Origin of the sequence: Pantoea sp. AG702 (genome assembly GCF_003182295.1) — a bacterium.
Taxonomy (GTDB): Bacteria; Pseudomonadota; Gammaproteobacteria; order Enterobacterales; family Enterobacteriaceae; genus Pantoea; species Pantoea ananatis.
Genome location: NZ_QGTU01000008.1, coordinates 75749 through 95540, shown reverse-complemented (window position 1 = coordinate 95540; position 19792 = coordinate 75749). Strand labels below are relative to the sequence as shown.

18 protein-coding genes are annotated in these 19792 nt (G+C 55.2%); 5 read left to right on the top strand and 13 right to left on the bottom strand.

Annotated features, from left to right (window positions below):
* Nucleotides 1–75: 75 nt before the first annotated feature.
* Nucleotides 76–1764, bottom strand: coding sequence for a nitrate/nitrite two-component system sensor histidine kinase NarQ (gene narQ, locus DFO57_RS18595; protein WP_110015580.1), 1689 nt, complete (start codon nucleotides 1762–1764; stop codon nucleotides 76–78).
* Between the two features lie 253 nt (nucleotides 1765–2017).
* Between narQ and DFO57_RS18590 the strand changes: the two genes are divergently transcribed.
* The 3 genes from DFO57_RS18590 (at nucleotide 2018) to nudK (ending at nucleotide 4769) form a co-directional block, all read left to right on the top strand.
* Nucleotides 2018–2290 carry a DUF1471 domain-containing protein gene (locus DFO57_RS18590; RefSeq protein WP_013026671.1) on the top strand — a complete coding sequence of 91 codons (273 nt, stop codon included), beginning with the start codon at nucleotides 2018–2020 and terminating at the stop codon, nucleotides 2288–2290.
* A gap of 272 nt (nucleotides 2291–2562) precedes the next feature.
* Nucleotides 2563–4035, top strand: coding sequence for an L-asparagine permease (gene ansP, locus DFO57_RS18585; protein ID WP_014605303.1), 1473 nt, complete (start codon nucleotides 2563–2565; stop codon nucleotides 4033–4035).
* A gap of 155 nt (nucleotides 4036–4190) precedes the next feature.
* Nucleotides 4191–4769, top strand: a complete 579-nt coding sequence (nudK, locus tag DFO57_RS18580) for a GDP-mannose pyrophosphatase NudK (RefSeq protein WP_013026669.1) — start codon at nucleotides 4191–4193, stop codon at nucleotides 4767–4769.
* 44 nt (nucleotides 4770–4813) lie between these two features.
* On the opposite strand, the gene DFO57_RS18575 is transcribed toward nudK, so the two are convergent.
* The 8 genes from DFO57_RS18575 to DFO57_RS18540 are packed head-to-tail and all read right to left on the bottom strand — an operon-like array spanning nucleotide 4814 to nucleotide 12734.
* The gene (locus tag DFO57_RS18575; protein WP_013026668.1) at nucleotides 4814–5773 is read right to left on the bottom strand and encodes a ribokinase; all 960 of its coding nucleotides are present in this window, start codon (nucleotides 5771–5773) and stop codon (nucleotides 4814–4816) included.
* Nucleotides 5770–6666 carry an allose kinase gene (alsK, locus tag DFO57_RS18570; RefSeq protein WP_014594269.1) on the bottom strand — a complete coding sequence of 299 codons (897 nt, stop codon included), beginning with the start codon at nucleotides 6664–6666 and terminating at the stop codon, nucleotides 5770–5772. The genes DFO57_RS18575 and alsK overlap by 4 nt, the downstream gene beginning before the upstream one ends.
* Nucleotides 6663–7355, bottom strand: a complete 693-nt coding sequence (gene alsE / locus DFO57_RS18565; RefSeq protein ID WP_015699768.1) for a D-allulose 6-phosphate 3-epimerase — start codon at nucleotides 7353–7355, stop codon at nucleotides 6663–6665. Before alsE ends, alsK begins: the two co-directional genes overlap by 4 nt.
* Entirely contained in the window at nucleotides 7355–8407 is a 1053-nt protein-coding gene (locus DFO57_RS18560) for an ABC transporter permease (protein ID WP_072138199.1), read from the bottom strand. Before DFO57_RS18560 ends, alsE begins: the two co-directional genes overlap by 1 nt.
* Nucleotides 8408–8421: 14 nt before the next feature.
* On the bottom strand, nucleotides 8422–9411 hold the full coding sequence (locus tag DFO57_RS18555) for an ABC transporter permease (RefSeq protein WP_022623478.1): 990 nt from the start codon (nucleotides 9409–9411) through the stop codon (nucleotides 8422–8424).
* A complete protein-coding gene (locus tag DFO57_RS18550; protein WP_013026664.1) occupies nucleotides 9404–10909 on the bottom strand; it encodes a sugar ABC transporter ATP-binding protein in 1506 nt (501 codons plus the stop codon). Before DFO57_RS18550 ends, DFO57_RS18555 begins: the two co-directional genes overlap by 8 nt.
* Nucleotides 10910–10911: 2 nt before the next feature.
* Nucleotides 10912–11892, bottom strand: a complete 981-nt coding sequence (locus DFO57_RS18545; RefSeq protein WP_019106056.1) for a substrate-binding domain-containing protein — start codon at nucleotides 11890–11892, stop codon at nucleotides 10912–10914.
* A gap of 11 nt (nucleotides 11893–11903) precedes the next feature.
* Complete coding sequence (locus DFO57_RS18540; RefSeq protein ID WP_013026662.1) at nucleotides 11904–12734, bottom strand: DeoR/GlpR family DNA-binding transcription regulator; 831 nt, start codon at nucleotides 12732–12734, stop codon at nucleotides 11904–11906.
* Between the two features lie 490 nt (nucleotides 12735–13224).
* Here DFO57_RS18540 and DFO57_RS18535 point away from each other — a divergent pair, with 490 nt between their 5' ends.
* Nucleotides 13225–14292: a DUF1176 domain-containing protein gene (locus DFO57_RS18535; protein WP_014605307.1), complete on the top strand. Its 1068-nt coding sequence runs from the start codon at nucleotides 13225–13227 to the stop codon at nucleotides 14290–14292.
* Here DFO57_RS18535 and ampH read toward each other — a convergent pair.
* The 4 genes from ampH to DFO57_RS18515 form a co-directional block, all read right to left on the bottom strand.
* Entirely contained in the window at nucleotides 14289–15452 is a 1164-nt protein-coding gene (gene ampH, locus DFO57_RS18530) for a D-alanyl-D-alanine-carboxypeptidase/endopeptidase AmpH (RefSeq protein WP_014594262.1), read from the bottom strand. The genes DFO57_RS18535 and ampH overlap by 4 nt on opposite strands.
* A gap of 212 nt (nucleotides 15453–15664) precedes the next feature.
* On the bottom strand, nucleotides 15665–16351 hold the full coding sequence (locus tag DFO57_RS18525; protein ID WP_110015579.1) for a response regulator: 687 nt from the start codon (nucleotides 16349–16351) through the stop codon (nucleotides 15665–15667).
* Nucleotides 16341–17978, bottom strand: a complete 1638-nt coding sequence (locus tag DFO57_RS18520) for a sensor histidine kinase (protein ID WP_015699773.1) — start codon at nucleotides 17976–17978, stop codon at nucleotides 16341–16343. The genes DFO57_RS18525 and DFO57_RS18520 overlap by 11 nt, the downstream gene beginning before the upstream one ends.
* Before the next feature lie 94 nt (nucleotides 17979–18072).
* A complete protein-coding gene (locus tag DFO57_RS18515; protein WP_146206691.1) occupies nucleotides 18073–18294 on the bottom strand; it encodes a hypothetical protein in 222 nt (73 codons plus the stop codon).
* On the opposite strand from DFO57_RS18515, the gene DFO57_RS18510 reads away from it, so the two are divergent.
* A complete protein-coding gene (locus DFO57_RS18510; RefSeq protein WP_014594259.1) occupies nucleotides 18285–19646 on the top strand; it encodes a 2-hydroxycarboxylate transporter family protein in 1362 nt (453 codons plus the stop codon). The two genes, DFO57_RS18515 and DFO57_RS18510, sit on opposite strands and share 10 nt — an antisense overlap.
* Nucleotides 19647–19792 lie beyond the last annotated feature (146 nt).

Below are 19792 nucleotides of genomic sequence, written 5' to 3'. Positions count from 1 at the left end.
GCCTTCAGGTGTTGATCTGCCACATCTTGTATGATCTCAGGATGTTATTAAAATACACAATGGCGGGCAACAGCACTACTCACGCGGCAGCGCCGGACGCGATGGAAAGCGCAGTGTGACACGTGTTCCGCGTGGCTGTGCCTTAATCTGTAAGGATCCGGCTAGCCGTTCAGCCCGCTCCGTCATGGTCGTCAGCCCGTAATGCCCCTGCGGTTCCTCTGTCGTGCCGATCCCAATACCATCATCCGTCACGCTCAGTATATGTTCGCCTTCATCTGAGTGCTGATAGTCGAGGGTAATCATCTGTGCATTTGCATGGCGAATGGCGTTAAGCAGCGCCTCGCGGGCAATCTGGAGTACGTGTACCTGCTGTTGAGCATCCAGCGCCTCAAGCCCTGGCTGGCAGGTGAAATGGATGTCGGCCTCAGACTGCTTCTGCAAGGAGGCGATCATTGCGTGCAGTGCGGCCATCAGATCGGATTTTTCAATCGTTAAACGGAAGGTGGCAAGCAACTCACGGAGCTGACGGTAAGCTTCAGCCAGCGCAAGATCGAATTCGGCAATAATGTCATGTGCTGCCCTATCGCGCGCATCGACAGTGCGCCGCAGCAGCGTCAGTTGAATACGCAGGTAGGTCAGTGCCTGAGCCAGCGAATCATGCAGCTCGCGTGCAATGGTGGCGCGCTCTTCAATTAATAGCATCTGCTGCTGCTGTTTTTGGGTCTGCCAGATCCAGACTGACCGGGCCAGCATTGCCGCCAGGCTCTGCATTAATGCTGCAGGCGGCGTCGTAACGGTCGTTTGCCAGTGCAGGGTGCCAATAGGGTGATCGCCCTGCTGCAAGGGTAACTGATGCCAGGCCTGAGAAGGGGCGATTTGCCCGGACTCAAAGGTAAACTGCTCACCTTCCATGCGGATAAACGCAAGCTTTTCTCTGTCAAGCACGCTGGCTAACACGCTGTCGAACAGAGCCGGATGCAGGGGGCCGCGCGTTAAAATCTGAGAGCTCTGATAGAGCAGCGAAAGCGTGCGGTTTGCCTGGGTCAGATCCCGGGTTTTATCGCGGACCCGCTGCTCCAGAAGCTGATAGTGCGCGTGCAACTGGGCGGCCATGCTGCTAAAGGTGTGTGACAGCACCTTAAGTTCATTCTGCTGCTCGACGTGCAGAGGCGGGAACGCAAAATTGCCCTTTTCCACATAACGACTGGCGGTGACCAGCGCGTTCAGCGGCTTAACGACCTGCTGACGGGTAAAGCGTATCGTCATCAACGCCAGCGCCACGATCGCCACCAGGCCCGTCAGGCTACTGATCGCCACCACCCGCATTTTCAGTTCAGCATAACGCTGCAGTTCCAGGACAAAGCGGTCAATTTCCCCCACGTAGACCGGCATTTGAAGCTGCCAGGCTTCTGCTGCATCGGCATCAAGATGCTGAGCTAACTCCGGCCAGCCCGCGCGCAAACGTTGATAGTGGTTAATAACTTTATGTGGCACCCAGGGGCGGTCGAGGCCTTGTAAAACGGGGGCATCAAGGGTGTGCTGGAACTGCGCCAGATGCGCTACCAGCAGGCGAGGCTCCAGCCTGGCATCCCAGGCCAGCCGGTAACTCTGCATCCGTAGCGAACCGGCCAGATTAATGGCTTCCGCGTCACGCAGGCTGCTGGAAAGGGTGAGCAGAGCCAGACCGGTTGTCAGCAAAGCCAGCAACACAATCAGCGTTAAAGACTGCGCAATACTTCGGGTAACAGAGCGTTTAACAATCACAACAAATAACCCCTTCAGTAACAGGGAAGGATAAAAGAGGTGGCAGAGGACGCCAGGCGACCTGTCATGAAATAGCCCGAAATGAGACCGTTCAGCAGCTTTACTCACCCGGATTGACGTTTCCCAGGAATCCCGACGTCAGACCGACCATTACTCGCACAGCTTTACAACTCACAAAGGTTGCCTTGCATTGTCTCGCCAATAATCAATAACGTGTTTAACCACAGCGACCAACGCGAGTACAGGAGTATTTATGAAACGATTACCTGCTTACCTCACCGCCGCCCTGTTGGCCACTGCGTCATTTTCTACCTTGGCCGCCACGGCGGTGGACCAACGCGAGGCACAGGATCTGCAAAAAATCGGCAGCGTCTCTGTTTCCAGCGTAAATGGTTCACTTGACGATGTGACTCGCCAGCTTTCACAACAGGCGAAAGCCGAAGGCGCCAGCCACTTCCGGGTCATCGGTGTGAACACGCCGGGTGATTCCAGCCTCTGGACCGGCACCGCAGAGATTTACCGCTAAACCCTCTCTATTCCATCCCTGTAGTGTTTACCGGCCAGCCAATGGCCGGTTTTTTTGTGATCTCAGAAAAATTTTTTACAAATCGTCCCGCATATCCCCTCGGTATATTTTGCTTCGATGTTACATAACGGTTAGGATTCATCGCCGTAAATTCCCGCGCCGCTTTCCGTAAACTCACAGGCGGACGCACAGAGGAAGACAACCCATTTCGCAGTGCTGAACGCAATCGTTTGGATGCGCTATGACTTATGGTCAGGACAAACAGGAAGGCTATGAAATCTACAAAGAAATCCGCAGCGGACATGCGCGCTGCGAAACGACGCTGGCTCAATTCCCACGACTCCGGCTATAAGAAGGCCATGGGCAATCGTCACGTGCAGATGATTGCCATCGGGGGAGCCATCGGTACGGGGCTGTTTCTGGGCGCAGGCGCCCGTTTACAGGCGGCAGGCCCGGCCCTCGCCATCATCTATCTGGTCTGCGGTATCTTCTCATTCTTCATCCTGCGCGCACTGGGCGAACTGGTTTTACACCGTCCCAGCAGCGGAAGCTTTGTCTCCTATGCTCGTGAGTTCATGGGCGAGAAAGCCTCTTATGTGGCGGGCTGGATGTACTTTGTTAACTGGGCCATGACCGGGATTGTGGATATCACTGCCGTTGCGCTTTATATGCATTACTGGGGCGCGTTTGGTGATGTGCCGCAGTGGGTATTTGCGTTAGGGGCGCTGGCGATTGTCGGTACCATGAACATGATCGGCGTAAAGTGGTTCGCCGAAATGGAGTTTTGGTTCGCGCTGGTCAAAGTGCTGGCGATTGTCATTTTCCTGGTTGTCGGTGTCGTGTTCCTCGGCACGGGTAAACCGCTCGATGGAAATGCAACCGGCTTCCACCTGATCACGGATAACGGCGGCTTGTTCCCGCACGGCCTGTTGCCGGCGCTGGTGCTGGTGCAGGGCGTCGTATTTGCCTTCGCCTCGATTGAACTGGTCGGTACGGCAGCAGGCGAGTGTAAAGATCCGGAAACCATGTTGCCGAAGGCGATCAACAGCGTTATCTGGCGTATTGGTTTGTTCTATGTCGGTTCCGTGGTGCTGTTAGTGATGTTGTTGCCGTGGAATGCCTACCAGGCTGGGCAAAGTCCGTTTGTGACCTTCTTCTCTAAGCTGGGCGTGCCTTACATTGGCAGCATTATGAATATTGTGGTGCTGAGTGCGGCGTTATCCAGCCTGAACTCCGGTCTCTACTCGACCGGCCGTATTCTGCGCTCAATGTCGATGGGCGGTTCCGCACCGAAGTTCATGTCTAAAATGAGCAGCCAGCAGGTGCCCTATGCCGGGATTCTGGTGACCGTCGGCGTCTATATCATCGGCGTGGTGCTTAACTACTATGTGCCGTCTCAGGTATTTGAGATCGTATTAAACGTGGCGTCACTCGGCATTATCTCTTCCTGGGGCTTTATCGTGCTTTGCCAGCTACGCCTGCGTAAAGCGATCAAAGAAGGCAAGGCAGACGACGTCAGCTTCAAGCTGCCAGGCGCGCCTTTTACCTCATGGCTGACGCTGCTGTTCCTGTTCAGCGTACTGGTATTGATGGCGTTCGACTATCCAAACGGCACCTATACTATCGCCTCCATTCCGTTGATTGCGGTGATTCTGGTACTGGGCTGGTTTGGCGTGCGTAAGCGTGTGAACGCCATTGCAGCGACCGAACACGATCATCACGAGCACGACGGTAAATCGTCGTAACCGAGACGTTTCGCATAGAATGCCAGCCAGCGTGCTGGCATTTTTTTTGCCTGTGAGGATGGACGATGACGTGCGCAAGGCCCGTAATTCAGATAGTTTTCTTTTAACGTACGTCCTATTATCTCAGGCTCCCTTTCTGTCGCTGCGGAGCGTCCATGTCCTTCAAGATCAACATCATCAAAGATAAGCTGCTGTCAGAGAACTGGTTTGTCCTGCGTAATATCACTTATGAGATTACCGACAACCGGGGCGAACTCGTGCGTCACAAGCGTGAAGTTTACGACCGCGGCAACGGTGCCACCATTCTGCTGTATAACCGTGACAAGAACAGCGTGGTACTGACGCGCCAGTTCCGCATTGCCACCTACGTTAACGGTAATGAAGACGGTATGTTGATTGAAGCCTGTGCAGGCTTGCTGGATGATGACTCGCCTGAAGACTGCATTCGCAAAGAGGCCATTGAAGAAACCGGCTATGCGGTGGGCGAGGTGGAAACCCTCTATTCGGTTTACATGTCGCCGGGCGGCGTGACCGAGCTGGTGCATTTCTTTGCGGCTGAATATCACGACGCGCTGCGGGAAAATGCGGGCGGCGGTGTAGAGGATGAAGCCATCGACGTGCTGGAAATCACGTTTCCTGAGGCCATGCAGTGGGTGAAAGCGGGGCGCATCCGCGATGGCAAAACCATTATGTTATTGCAGCATGCGCTTATTGCAGGCTGGCTCACGCTCTGATGGAGTACAGAGCAGACGCGCCACCAGGCGCCTCTGCCTGAATGTTACGCGCAGGCCAGCACGCTCTCGGCCACGCATTCCGGGTGCGACTGCAGGCGCGCCAGTGCATCGGCATAAGCGGGCATAGCATGAGCGGCTCCCTGTCGTTCAACGCACAGGGAGGCAAACGCTGCGGCGAACAGTGCAGCCTGTTCCAGAGAAACGCCGGCGGCCAGCCGGGCAGCCAGCGCACCGTTAAAGGCATCGCCCGCGCCGGTTGTATCAAGCGGCGTGGCGGGAAACACCGGAATATGCAGCAGCTGTTGCCCGTCAGACAGTAAGGCCCCCGCCGTACCCAGGGTAATAATTACCTGACGTGCGCCCTTGCGGTGCAGCACAAGGGCGGCCTGCCGGGCGCTGGCGAGGTCCGTGACCTTCACGCCGGTCAGCAGCATGGCTTCGGTACTGTTGGGCGTCAGCAGATCGACCTTTGCCAGCAGAGCGTCACTGATTTTTTGAAACGGTGCCGGATTAAGGATGACAAAGGTATTTGCCGCCCGGGCATGATCGATCATGCGCTGAATCGCGCTCAGATTATTTTCCAGCTGTACCAGCAAAATATCCGCCGCGGCAACAGTCGGCCTGCAGCGCGTCACTTCCGCTGCGCTGACGGTGAGATTCGCCCCAGGATAAACAGAAATCATATTCTCAGCGTCATTACCGGCCACGTAAATCAACGCATTGCCGGTGGGTTTCTCTTTGCAGGTGAACAGCGTAATGGCATCAAAGCCGGTTTTTTCCAGATGCCGGCGGGCAAATATGCCGAAGTCGTCGTTGCCCACTTTGCCGATATAGTGCACCCGGGCGCCCGCACGAAGCGCGGCGGTGGCCTGATTCGCCCCTTTGCCGCCGGGCCCCATCATGCTGTGCTGGGCAATTAATGATTCACCCGGTAGCGGAAAGCGGGCCATGCCTGCCACGATATCCAGGTTGAAGGAACCGAACACGCACACTTTGCCTTTCATTTTTCCCCTCCAAAACAGCGCTCGGCGGCCAGACAGGCACCGCGACAGCCCGTATGATCGGTCGCATGGCTGAAAACGATTTTTAAACCCTGGCGCGTAACGGGCGGTCGCAGATGTTGCTGAATGGCGCTGCGCAACTGCACCAAGGGAAAATCCGCCATCGACAGTACGCCACCGCCCAGAATCAGGTACTCGGGATCCAGAATGTTCATTTCGCTGGCGATCAGCTGTGCCAGCCGCTGCACAAACGCCCGCAGATCAGGGTGATCGCCATGCCGGGTAAAGAGTTGCGAAATCCCCGTATCCGGCTGTTGTGCTGCCGCCCAGGTGCTGAGCCAGTGACCGGATATCAGGGTTTCGGCACAGCCCCGGTTGCCGCACGGGCAGGGCAGGTCGTTGTTCGCCAGCGGAATATGGCCCAGCTCGCCTGAGCCGCCATGATGACCATGATAAAAGCGGCCTTCCAGCCACAGGCTGTTACCCAGACCGGTGCCGGGATATAACCCCACGGCATTATTGGGTAACGTCTCCAGCTGCAGCAGATCCCACAGCATCAGGTGGTTCACATCTTTATCCATGGCAACCGGAACGCCAAGGCGCGCGCTGAGCCGTGCCACGACGGGTTGTTGATCCAGCGCCTGAATAAAGGGCAGCGAGATCACCTGCTGGCGGTCACGACTGAGAATGCCGGGCAGGCCAAGCATCACCCCGCTTACCGGCTGCGCCTCCAGCGTTTCGCAAATCAGATCGCCAAGCGCGACCAGCGCATCCGCCTGTTGCGACCAACTGGCGGTCGGCACTTTACGGAAGCCGCACCAGTTCCGGCCTTCTTCCATCAGCTGCAAACGGGTACTGGTGCCGCCAATATCAATGCCAAGCCAGCGTGATTTCATGCAGACTCCTGCGCCAGTCCCTGCGCGGCATCAATACTGTCGCGCATCATTGTCCAGGCGGTGGAGAGATCGTCATGCAGGTTGAACAGGCCCGAGGTGCCGACAATCAGCACTTCCGCTCCGGCTTCCAGCAGGGTGCGATAAGTGCGTTGATTACAGGAGCCATCGATCTCAATCAAATAGTGGTGGCCGTGGGCGCGTTTTAACGCACTGAGTGCCCGAATCTTCTCCACCATTTCCGGTATGAAGGGTTGCCCGGCATAACCCGGATCCACCGTCATCACCGTGATCTTATCCAGCAGATGCAGGTAATGGTGAATAAAGGACACCGGCGTGGCGGGGTTCAATACCACGCCCGGTTTTTTCCCCAAACTGCGAATCAGGTTGATCACCCGGAAGGCATCCCGATTGATCGTCTCTGCGTGCGGGCAAATATAGTCCGCTCCGGCGTTGGCGACTGCCTCAATAAAATCGGTGGGCTGCTCAACCATCAAATGCACATCGATAGCCACTGGCGTGTGCGGGCGAATTTGCTCAATAAAGAACGGTGAGAGCGTGATATTTTTGACGTAGTGACCATCCATGATATCAACATGCAGGAAGTCAGCGCGGGTGTTCAGCACAGCCAACTGCTGCTTGATCTCCATCAGGTTCATACACATCAACGACGGGGAGATTTGAATTCGCATCATACTTCCTTTTTCTCAGTCAGAGGATTCAGTACCGCACTCAGGCGCTTGCTGCGCTTCATGGCACGGCGTTCATTGAGTCGGGCTTTACCCTGTTTCACGGCCAGCACCACAATCAGCACTGCGCCCCACATCGCCAGGCTGACGTGCTGGCTGATATTCATCAGGTTGAAGCCGGTTGAGAGGATCTGCAGGGCAATCAGCGCCAGCACGACGCCGGTCACACGGCCAAAACCGCCGTTGGGATCGGTGCCGCCAAGAATAATGGCCAGCACGGTCAGCAGCAGGTACGCATCGCCATAGCCCATACGCGCAGAGTTAAATCGCGCCATCATCACGAGCCCCGCCAGCACGCATAGCAGGCTGGAAATCACATACACCAGCACGATCATGCGATGCGTATTAATTCCGCTAAACCAGGTGGCATTAATGTTGCTTCCGCCCATATAGATGCACTTACCTGCACGGGTTTTCCCCAGGAACACCGCCAGCAGCGCCGCGGCCACGAAAAAGACCCACAGCGGCAGAGGAATGCCCAGCAGCGTGTCGGCGCCCAAAGCGCGCACCACCGGCGGCATGCCGCTCACCGCGGCGCCTTTTGTCAGCCAGATGCCGATGCCGTTGAGGGTAATCATCGTGGCCAGGGTCACCAGAATGGGATGGGCACCGATGCGGGTTACCATCACGCCGGTGATCAGGCCAATCAGTGCAGCAATCAACATGGCACCCAGCACCGCCAGCAGCAGCCAGGCCAGCTGCTGACCGGTTCCCGCCCCGTCTGGCAACATGCCGAGTAGCACCCAGGCGATGAACAGGCTGGTCAGATTGGCGGTGGTAATAATCGCCAGGTTTAATCCGCCACTCAGAATGGCAATAAACATCGCCAGGGTGAGCAAGCCCAGCTCAGGCAGTTGAAAGGCCATGCTGAGAAAGGTGGAATCGGTAAAAAAACGGCCGGGCAGCAGGATGCTGAACAGCGCCAGCGCAAACGCGATGAGCAGCAGCAGGCCGGTATTGGTACCGTCAGGTTTCAACGCAGTTAAAGGTTTCATGTGTGCTTCTCCCATCAGACAAAGCTGACGTCAGTCTCTTTGCGCTTTTTATAGTGCGTGACGGCGATGGCGACCATAATCACGCCACCGACCACGATGTTCATGAAATAGTTGGATACGCCAATCAGGTTGAGGCCGTTCTTTAAAATGGCGATCAGGAAAACCCCCATTAAGGTGCCGCTGACCGTGCCTTTTCCGCCCATCAGGCTGGCACCACCCAGCACGGTGGCAGCCAGCACATCCAGTTCACCGCCGACCAACGCGTTTGGCACCACTTCACCCATGCGATAAACCTGCACCAGTCCGCCAATGGCCGCCATCGCCCCCAGCCAGCCGTAGGCAAAGAGGTGAATCAAACCAACGCGAATCCCGATGCGCCGCGCGGACTCCGCATCACCGCCCACGGCATAAAGCTGGCGGCCCAGATGCGTTTTGTTGAGTAACACGGCCGTCAGGGTGGCGATGACCAGCAGGACGAGCAGGGGCAGGCCAAGCTGAAACGTCTGGCCCTGCCACTCAAACGGCAGCACGCTGCGAAGGGTGATCCACCATTCAGGCAACTGATAGAGGCTGCGTCCGCCGGTTGACCACATCAGCAGCCCAAACAGCAGCGACTGCATGCTGATCGTGATGATGATGGAGACCACCCGCAGCCAGGTAATGAGCCAGGCGTTGATCATGCCGAACAGCGTGCCGCAGGCCACCGCCAGGCCAATACTCAGCAGGGCGTGATCAAACTGATAGTGCACAAACAGGGAGGCGATGAAGTACTGCACCACCGAGGCCACGGCAGCAAAGGAGATATCGATGCCGCCGGTGACCAGCACCACAAAGAGCCCAAGTGCGAAGATGCCGGTGACCGCATAGCTTTCGGCTAAATCCAGCAGGTTTTGTACGCTGAGGAACTGGTCGCTGGACAGCGAAAACACCCCAATAAACAGCAGTAAAACCCAGGTCAGCCAGCCCTGGCTGGAATGAGGACGTAAACGGGATAAGTCAGGCATTGATGACCTCCGCCAGTTGCTGTTCTTGCACTCGGTCTGGCTGGTATTCGGCATGGATCGTCCCCTCGCGGAAATGCAAAATGCGGTCGCAGTTGTGCCAGACCTCCGGGACTTCATCGGAAATCAACATAATTGATAAGCCTTCTCGCGCCAGTTCGTGGATCAGCTGGTAGATGCTGGCCTTCGCGCCGACATCGACGCCGACGGTGGGCGAGTCAAGAATTAACAGGCGAGGTTGAGTGAGTACCCACTTGGCTAAAACAATCTTTTGCTGGTTGCCGCCGGAAAGCGTGGAAATTGCCTGCTCGGGATCGGCAACCCGGACGCCAAGCTGCTGAATCCACTGCAGGATTAGCCTGTTCTTACGGTATTCATCAATCAGGTGAAAGCGGTTTTGCAGCTTATCGAGAATCGGCAACACCATGTTATCGGCCACCGACTGTTGCTGAACCAGCCCCAGCGTCAGACGGTCTTCTGAGACATAGCCAATACCGGCTTTGATGGCGTCTTCATGGCTACGGAAGCGTACCGGTTTCGTGTCCAGCCAAATCTTGCCGCTGTCGGGCTGGGTCATACCAAATAGCGACAGAGCCAGCTCGGTACGACCCGAACCCAGCAGGCCACAGAGCCCCAGCACCTCGCCTTCGTACAAACGAAAATTCACGTCGTGGTACTGCCCGCTCCGGCTGAGGTGCTCGACTTCCAGCAACACGCGATCGCGCCTGCGCGTGACGTTTTTCAACGGATATTCCAGCTTCTGTCCGGTCATCAGTTCCGTCAGACGGTGCGGCGTCATGTCCTGTGCTGGCCAGCTGCCAACCCTGCGGCCATCCCGAATAACCGTCACCCGATCGGAGATTTCCAGTACTTCATCTAGTCGATGGCTGACAAACACCACACAGATGTTTTTCTGTTTGAGATAGCGCACCGTGCGCAGCAGCTGATTCACTTCTGTTCGGGTTAGCGAGGCTGTGGGTTCGTCCATGATCACCAGCCTGGCATCGGCAACCAGTGCCCGGCAAATCGCGACCTGTTGCCGCTGAGCAATGGAGAGGTGCGCCACTTTCTCGTTGAGATCGAGTTCAAACTGAAGCTCGTCAACGATACGTCGGGCGCTGGCATGCAGTCTTTTACGCTGATGCCAGCCGAACAGGCCACGCAGGTTGTGTTCAAACGCAATGTTTTCGGCCACGCTCAGGTTAGGGAACAGAGACAGATCCTGATAGATCACCTGTATACCAAAGTCTCTGGCCTGCTGGGTCGAGAGGCGGGGCAAAATTTCCCCTTCGCCCAGACGGATCTCGCTGCCCTCATCCGGCGCATGAACGCCTGAAATCACCTTAATGAGCGTGCTTTTGCCACAACCATTGGTCCCGGCAAGGCAGTGCACTTCTCCGGCCAGCAGCGTCAGCGAAATATCGCTCAGCGCACGATGACCACCAAACGTTTTCGACAACGCATCTAACGTCACGAGCGTCTGCGGTGCGACAGGTCTCATCTCTACAGCCCCAGCTTAATCAGTTTCGGCAGGTTGGCTTTATCCAGGCTTTCGGTGTTATTGCCCAGAAGGGTGTGCGTCGTGTCATCGACCCGGACCTTGCCTAATCCCTCAATGGTCATGCCATCTTTAATGGGCGTGTTTTTCTCCATCATCTCGGCAAGACGGACAAACACTTCACCGGCCGTATGGGGATTCCAGATATAGCCGCCTTTGATCGCGCCCCGGTTGACGAGCTGCGCGCCCTGGCCCGGACTGAAGGCTCCGATGACGCACACCTGGTTAACCTTATTGCGGTTCATTACGGCCCGGCCTGCGCCGATAGGGCCCTGTGAGCCAAAGGCTAAAATCCCTTTCAGATTGGGATATTTAGACATCAGCTCGTTGGTGGTACGGATAGAATCATCCAGCGATTCGCCTACGCCAAATTTGTCGGTGACCAACTGCATTTTGGGATAATGCTGTTTTTGATACGCCAGCGCAGCGTCGGTCCACTGCTGGTGGAGCGGCACCGTCAGGCTGCCAACGTACATGGCGTATTGCCCTTCATCGTGCATACAGGCTGCCAGCGCTTTCATATGGTTGATGCCGTGGGTGGCTGCATCCACTAACTCAAAGTCCCAGTTGGCGAATTTCTGACCCGGTGATTCATGGGTAATCACTTTGATGCCCGCATCGCGCGCCCGCTGTAAGACGGGCTCCAGGACTTTAGGATCGTTGGGAACCACGCCAATGATATCGACTTTCTGCGCAATCAAATCCTCAATAGCGCGAACCTGCAAGGCGGGATCGGCTGCGGTGGGTCCGACCATCCATGCATCTATGCCGCTTTTCGCCGCTTCACTTTTAATCCCGGCTTCCATCGCGTTGAACCATGGAATACCGCCAATTTTCACCACGATGCCCATACGTATTTTTTCTGCTGCCTGAGCCTGGAATGCGAATAATGCGATCAGGGAGCAGGCGATAAGCTGTTTTTTCATAGTGACTCCATTTATTGATTAATAAGCTGCACGGACTGAGGCCGTTGTGAACAGTCGATAATATTTACCCCGTTCCACGCCAGTTCCTGTTCCAGCTCTTTATCTTTTAACTGGTCGGTAATAAGAAAATCCACATCGCGATAATGACAAACACGCGCGAATGAGGGCCGAAGAAACTTAGAGCTATCCATTAATAAATGTTTGCGTTCAGCTGCCAGAATGAGTTGTTGTTTTAAATGTGCATTATGTTCATTCCCCTCGCGTAAATAACCGTCGTTGCCCAAACTGCTACAGGAAAAAAAGATTTTATTTATTTGAAACTCTTTTAACGGTTGTTCAGTTACGATGCCGTGAAAATCTTCATAGCGATCGGAATATTCGCCACCCAGGCAGATCGTGCGAATACTGCTGCGCGCCGCCAGGGTCTGCACAATGCGTAAAGAATTAGTTAATACAGTTAATTCAATATCCGGTAACTGTCGGGCCAGATAAAAACACGTGGTACTACTATCGAGTAATAAACAATCGCCTGGGCTAATAAACCCCAGCGCCCGCTTAGCAATGGTCATTTTGGCATCGACATGTTCATTAATTCGCTGCCGGAAAGATAATTCATACTCATTAATGGCCCGGTTATTTATCTGAATGGCTGCATTATATTGTTTAACCGGAACAGCGCCGCCATGGCTTCGCTGGAGTATGCCTTTCTTTTCCAGTTGGGCTAAATCCCGACGAATCGTTTCCTGCGAAACCTGACATAAGGCGGTCAGTTCAGCGACAATCACGCGTCCATTACGCATTAATTCATCAATAATTCTCTGCTGGCGTTCAATCGGCAACATGCTGGCCTCCGAGGGTTATAAAGTACTGGAAGGCACGCGGCAAAAATGTGGCCTGAGCGTGGCTACGCAGGTCACTCTTCTCACAGCGTGCGTAAAGAGATATTTGTTGGGTTTTTTATGAAAAACTATGTAATAGGTATATTAAAGACGTGACTGATATCACTAAATTAGGGTTAATTAACCGTAAGAAACAGGCCTGACAGGCTTTTATGCCTGCACCTGTGGCGACTATAACATGCCTGTTTTTGACCGTTTATGTGTATTTGACCGATTCGACTGGCGGGAATGTCCGACGAATCCGATTGAGCGCAACAGAGTGAAACAGCATGATGACTATTCTGCAGAGATCACCGCCTTTCTTTTGTTGTAAAGCGGATGTTTTTTAGTCGGTTAGCTGCGCTTGCTGAGCACTTCACAGAATGCGGCCCTCGTGACGTGCGCTATTGCGCTATCATCTTCCACTCAAAGAAGTTGGGGTTCGATTTTCTTAATGTGGTATGGGATGAAATCGCTGTTTGCGTTGTCTGTTTTTATGGTTGCCGCTGCTCAGGCTGATCCGGTACAGAAGCTGTTTTCTGACTGGCAACTCACCTGCAATAATGCGGCGCATTGCGTTGCGCGCAGCATACCTGGCGACCAGGGCCTGGTTATGACGCTTTCCCGCAGTGCGGGATCCGATGACAAACCGTTACTGCGCATCGATTACGGCAGTGCATACAGCGGCGCGCTGCCCGGCCCGGCGCTGCAAGATAATCTTTTAGTCGATCAACGTCGGCTGCGGCCTGACTTCAAGCACTGGACGGTTGAGCCACACCATCTTGCTACCAGCAATCCTATCGCCATTAACGAATTTCTTGAACTGACCATGGATGCGAAAAGCCTGCAGCTGACGTTCAATGCCGGTCCGCAGATTTCGTTGCGCGGTATGAAAGCCGCGTTGTTATTTATGGACGATGTGCAGGGCCGGGTGAATAGCATGAGTGCCTGGGTCAGGCGCGGAGGAAGAACCGGCGTCCCGGCCGCACCGGCCGTACCGCAACTGCCGCCGGCGATGGCTGCGCCTGCGCCACTGACGCGTGACGAGACCAGCGGGCTGATCGACTACGGAACGTGGCGGGTAAATTCGGATACCTGTTCCCTTGATCCCCTGCGCCGCGAAGTCAGCGTCTCGCCGCTGACAGACAAAAAAGCGCTGCTGCTGGTCAGCTGTGAAATGGGCGCATATAACGTGATCGATCTGGCTTTTGAAGTAACGCGTGCGCCGCCCTATGTGGCGCGTGGGATTACGCTGACCTTGCCTTTTACCCCGCCGGGCGCATCAGAGCGCCAGCTGGAGCTGATTAACGCAGATTATGATGCGGCAAGCGGGCAGCTCTATACCTTTGGCAAAGGACGCGGACTTGGCGACTGTGGTACCGCGACCCGCTGGCAGTTTGACGGCGAGCATTTTGTTTTAGCCGAGTATGCCGAGGAGTCAACCTGCGATGCCTGGCACAGCAGTGACGACTGGCCCACGCTTTGGGTGAGCCAGTCAGCCTCATCAGCGGTGAGCGGTTAAGGAATCGCCTGGACCATCATCGGCGAGCCGTTCTGATTGCCTACCAGCTCAGCGAGCAGGTTGTTTACGCCGTCACTCATCGGCGTAAAGCGCGTCAGAGGCGAGCGGGTAACGACCACAAAAACCCCGACGTTTTGCTGGGGAACCATCGCCATATAGGTGATGAAGCCGCCGCCGCCGCCGGTTTTCTGGATAATGCCAGGGCGACCGTTGGCCGGCCCCATATAAACCCACCCCATTCCCAGCGCGTCGGCTTTGCCCGGCACGTCCATGCCGTCAACTTTATGCAACTGGTCGCGACGGTAGATCAGCGTCTGCAGGCGGTCGATCTGTGGCGTACGGTGATTTACCGAGGAGTTGAGGAACTGCTGCATCCAGCGGCCCATATCATCAGGCGTCGAATATACGCCACCGCTGCCGATGGCCGCCAGCGTGTTATTACAGGGGCTGGCGCCTTTTTCCGCCACCATCAGGCGTGCGCACTGCTCAGGTGACGGCGTAAAGGTGGTGTCTTTCATCCCCAGTGGACGGGTAATTAACTGCTGCAGCAGGGCAGGATAAGGCTTACCGGCCGCGCGCGACAGCGCATCGCCCAGCAGGTCATAACCGAGATTGGAATAGGCCGCATTGGTGCCGGGGGCGGCTTTCAGGCTGGCCGTGTTTAACCAACGCCAGCGTTCACTCTGTGTCGGCCAGACAAACACCGGACGATGGGGTTTGCCGCCGGGCTGCTCTCGCGGCAGACCGCTGGTATGGGTAGACAGGTTAATCAGCCGAATGGGCTGACCATCAAAACTGGGCACCCGCTTTCCGGGCGGTGCATATTTACTGAGCGGATCGTCAAGGCGAATCTCCCCGCGCTCGGCCATCTTCACCATGACTTCACTGGTCATCAGCTTGCTGAGTGAGGCAATACGAATTAACGAATCCTTTTGGGGACGAATATTGTTTCCTGGCCGCGTGTCACCAAAGCTGGCGAAAACCCGCTGATTACCATCTATTGCGACCAGCGCCATGCCTGTCGCACCGCTGGCATAGAAGATATGCTCCGCATAGCGGTCAACAATTTGGGATGCCAGCAACGGATCGGGCGCAACCTGCGCCATGCTTTTAAGGGGAAGCAAAGAAACCAGTAGAGCCAGTACGTAAGGAGTGCGCATTTTCAACGGAGAGGGCTTCGCTATAGGAATCGGGTGAAAACCTATAGTAATCAGTTTGCGGATGACGGGAAGAGCAAAGGACAGTTTTTTTTGTTTCGGATTACAGCATGCGGGCCAGACGTACCGGTGACGTCATGGGATTGGCGCCGCATTTTGCCCCTGAAAGCCACCTGACTGAACCGGCGCAGGGCGAGCACGGGACACCCGTTCGGTCAGGTGCGTTTGTACATGCGCCGGGGATGGCCCACCTTGCCATACAGCATTTCGACCGTCAGAAAGCCGGTTTCCACGCAGTGCTCCAGGTAGCGGCGGGCGGTCGTTTTACTCAGCCCGGTTTCTGTCATCACCTCATCGACCGAAAAAACGCGCGTTGTGGCGGGCGTAAACAGTGTCTGAACCCGGGCCAGGGTATTTTCCTCAATGCCTTTGCTGCCGTTATCGTGCGGGTAGTTCTTCGCCTGCAACTGATACAGCACATCGACATTTTTCTGATCGACAATTTTCCATGTGCGCTGTTGGTCTGCAAAGGCGATGAAGTTGGCAAGCGAGCGGTTAAGGCGTTTCCAGGATACCGGTTTAAGCACGTAATCAAAGGCACCGTTGCGAATGGCCTGGCTGCAGGTATCCATATCACTGGCCGCCGTAATAAAAATAATGGAGCAGTTCGCGTTGGCCAGCAACGGATCGCCAATCAGGGTGATGCCTTTGCCATCAGGCAGGTAGTTATCCAGCAGCACCAACTGTGGCGCGGTCAGTTCAAGCTGCTGTCTGGCTTCTGCCAGGGAGCTGGCTATGCCGACCAGCCTGAGCTCAGGGTGCTTACCAATCAGTTCTGCATGAAGCTGAGCCAGTTCAGGCTCATCTTCAACAATCAGGACGGTAACAGGATCATGTTGCATCGCGGACGTTCTCCGTTTCCGTTACGGGACAGCTGTTGGTTTGCGCACAGGGGATAAACAGCGAGAACACCGCGCCACGGGGCACGTTGTCGCTGACCTCAATGGTTCCCCCTGCACGGGTAATATAGCTTTCGGTTAAATACAACCCGATGCCGTGATCGCCTCGGGTTTTGGTGGTCATGCCACGTTCAAACATGCGCTCGCGGATTGCCGGCGTAATGCCCACGCCGCGATCCGCCACTTCGATGATCAGCTCACGGGTACTGAGTTTAATCAGTACTTCAACAGGTTCATGAGGCAACGGGGCGCGCTGGGTGGCTTCAATGGCGTTGTCCAGCAGGTTGCCAATCACCGAAATCAGTTCGGCATCGGAAAGCGCGGGAAACGGCTTATCCATCAGGCACGCGGGATCAAAGTGGAGAATGACGCCTTTTTCTCTGGCGCGAGCGGCTTTGCCCAGTAATAAGCCGCACAGCAGAGGCGAAGTGAATCGGGCCGAGACAAAGTCCAGCAACTCCTGCTCGTGCTCGGACTGCGCTTCAATGTAACCAATCGCTTCGTCAAAACGCCCCATGTGCAGCAGCCCGGAAAGCGTGTTCATGCGGTTAAGCTGTTCATGACGCATGATGCGCAGGTTATCGACATAACGTTTCACCTGGCTGAGTTGGGCGCTGAGGGAATCGATGTCGTTAAAATCGCGAAAGGTGATCACCCATCCCATTAGCGCGTCCTCCAGCATGATGCGCACCCGGCTGGCGATGACGGTCAGCGAGTTAAATTGGCAAATCTCATCGTGGGTATCTTTTTCCAGCATTACGGGCTGCGATAAAAAGGGCACCGGGGAGACGATCTGGCTGACAGACTCGCCGCGCAGCGCCTCGGCGGACTGTGACAGTCCCAGCAGCTTGCGGGCAGCCTGATTAATCACTTCGATCCGCAGTTGTTCATTGATAACAATGACGCCTTCATAGATCGATTCCATCATGGCTTTTTGCTGGCGGACCATCAGGCCGATCTCGCGCGGTTCCAGCGAGAAAATCTGTTTTTTAATATTACAGGTAAAAAACCAGGAGAAAATAAACAGGGCAATAAGCACCAGCGCCGCCACGATCAACAGGTTGATCATGTTGCTGAAGGTGATGGCATCCAGATAGCGGGCGAGGTAGCCAACAGAAACAATACCGACGACCTGGCCGCGATCGTTGAGAATAGGCGCCTTACTTCGCAGTGACATTCCCAGGCCGCCTGTCCGAATGGTGGTGATACTTTTCCCTGCCAGCACCGCTGCGTTATCGCCGCCCACCAGCGGTTTGCCAATTCGGTCCGCCGTCACCGAGTGAAAAAGATGCAGGGCCTGGTTATCGCCAATCACAATAAAACTGGCATCGCTTTTCCGAGCGATAGCCTTCATCAGCACATTGATGGTCGTGATGTCACGATCCGCCACCGCTTTTTTCAGTTCCGGAATCAGCGCGATCTCGTCTGCCTGAACCTTCGCGCGCATGCTCATCGCCTGATAAAGCTGCCGGGTGATGCTGACGTAATAATAGCTTCCCAGTAACACGAACAGGACAGACGAAAAAACCACGAGCGAAAGAAACAGCTTCGTTTGAAATGACAACTTCATGACTGTCACACGTATTTTGGAATAATAACTTCAATGTATCATCTTTTTAACAATAGCAACTACATCGGTTTAATTGTTTGATAAATAGTGATTTTTATCGATTACCTACGCTAAAAAAGCCCCTTGAAAGGCTGAGTAACGGCAGCGGGGAATAAAAACCATAAACACCACGGCGATTATCACGATGCGGATCACGCTCTGGAAATAACACCATTAAAACTTTATGCCAGATACCTTCTTCTTCACGTAATTCCGCCTTTTTTCCCGGCATCCTGAAAAAAAAACGATGACGCAAAGAGGATAATAATGAGCTCACCTGATAATTCTTTTCTGTCTGACACGCTGACCCGTTCACCGCGCAGGAAAACCCTGAAAGAGCAGTGGTGGCATATTATGGATAACTGGAAAGTCGGGATTATTCCTCTGCCGCTGTTTGTGCTGGCCGGTGCGCTCATTGCGGTAGACTGCCTGAGTGGAACGCTAAAAAGCGATATCGTGGTCATGGTCGCCACGCTGGCCTTTTTTGGCTTTGCCTGCGGAGAGTTTGGCAAACGCCTGCCCGTGGTGGGCCGTTTAGGGGCAGCAGCTATCTGCGCCACCTTCATTCCTTCTGCGCTGGTGTACTACGGTTTGCTTCCCGATATCGTGGTAACGTCCACGACGCAATTCTACAAATCGACCAATATTCTCTATCTTTACATTTGCTGCATCATTGTCGGCAGCATCATGAGCATGAACCGCACGGTGCTGATCCAGGGCTTTCTGCGCATCTTTTTCCCCATGCTCTGTGGTGAAATCGTGGGGATGATCGTCGGCATGGGCGTGGGTTTAGCGCTGGGGCTGGAACCCTTCCAGATTTTCTTTTTCATCATTCTGCCCATTATGGCGGGAGGCGTCGGTGAAGGTGCCATTCCGCTCTCCATCGGCTATGCGGCATTGCTCCATATGGATCAGGGCGTGGCGCTGGGCCGCATCCTGCCCATGGTTATGCTGGGCGGCGTGACCGCCATTATTATCTCCGGCTGTCTGAACCAACTGGGTAAACGTTATCCGCACCTCACCGGGGAAGGCCAGCTGATGCCAAACGTGACCAATGTTGAACCCGAGCCGCTGCAGTCCGTTTTCTCCGGTAAAGTTGACGTGACGGCGATTGCGTCCGGGGCGCTGCTGGCGGTGCTGCTCTATATGGTAGGGATGTTAGGGCAGAAGCTGACAGGGCTGCCTGCGCCGGTAGGGATGCTGTTTCTGGCCGTGCTGGTAAAACTGGTGAATGGGGTTTCTCCGCGTATTCTGGCCGGTTCTCAGGTGGTCTATCGCTTCTTCCGCACGGCGGTAACCTATCCGGTTCTGTTTGCCGTCGGTGTCGCGATCACGCCCTGGCATATTCTGGTTACCGCGTTTACGCTCACCAACCTGCTGGTGATTATCAGCACGGTCAGTGCGCTGGTCGCAACGGGCTTCTTTGTCGGGAAAAAGATTGGCATGCATCCCATCGATGTTGCCATTGTTTCCTGCTGCCAGAGTGGGCAGGGCGGTACGGGCGATGTGGCGATTCTTACCGCCGGTAACCGCATGGGCCTGATGCCGTTTGCGCAGATCGCCACGCGCATCGGCGGGGCCATTAACGTTTCGCTCTCGTTGTTATTACTGAGCCATTTTCTCAAGTAAACCTGTTACGCCGACTGAAGCGCTCGCAAAGCAGCATGGCTCCCGAACGGTGCAGGCGTGAGATAGCCTGCATCCCTTGCCGGGAGTAGGGCTGAGAAAGTGGGAGAGGCTGAGAGAGACGAAAACAGGCGTTCAGAAAAGCGACG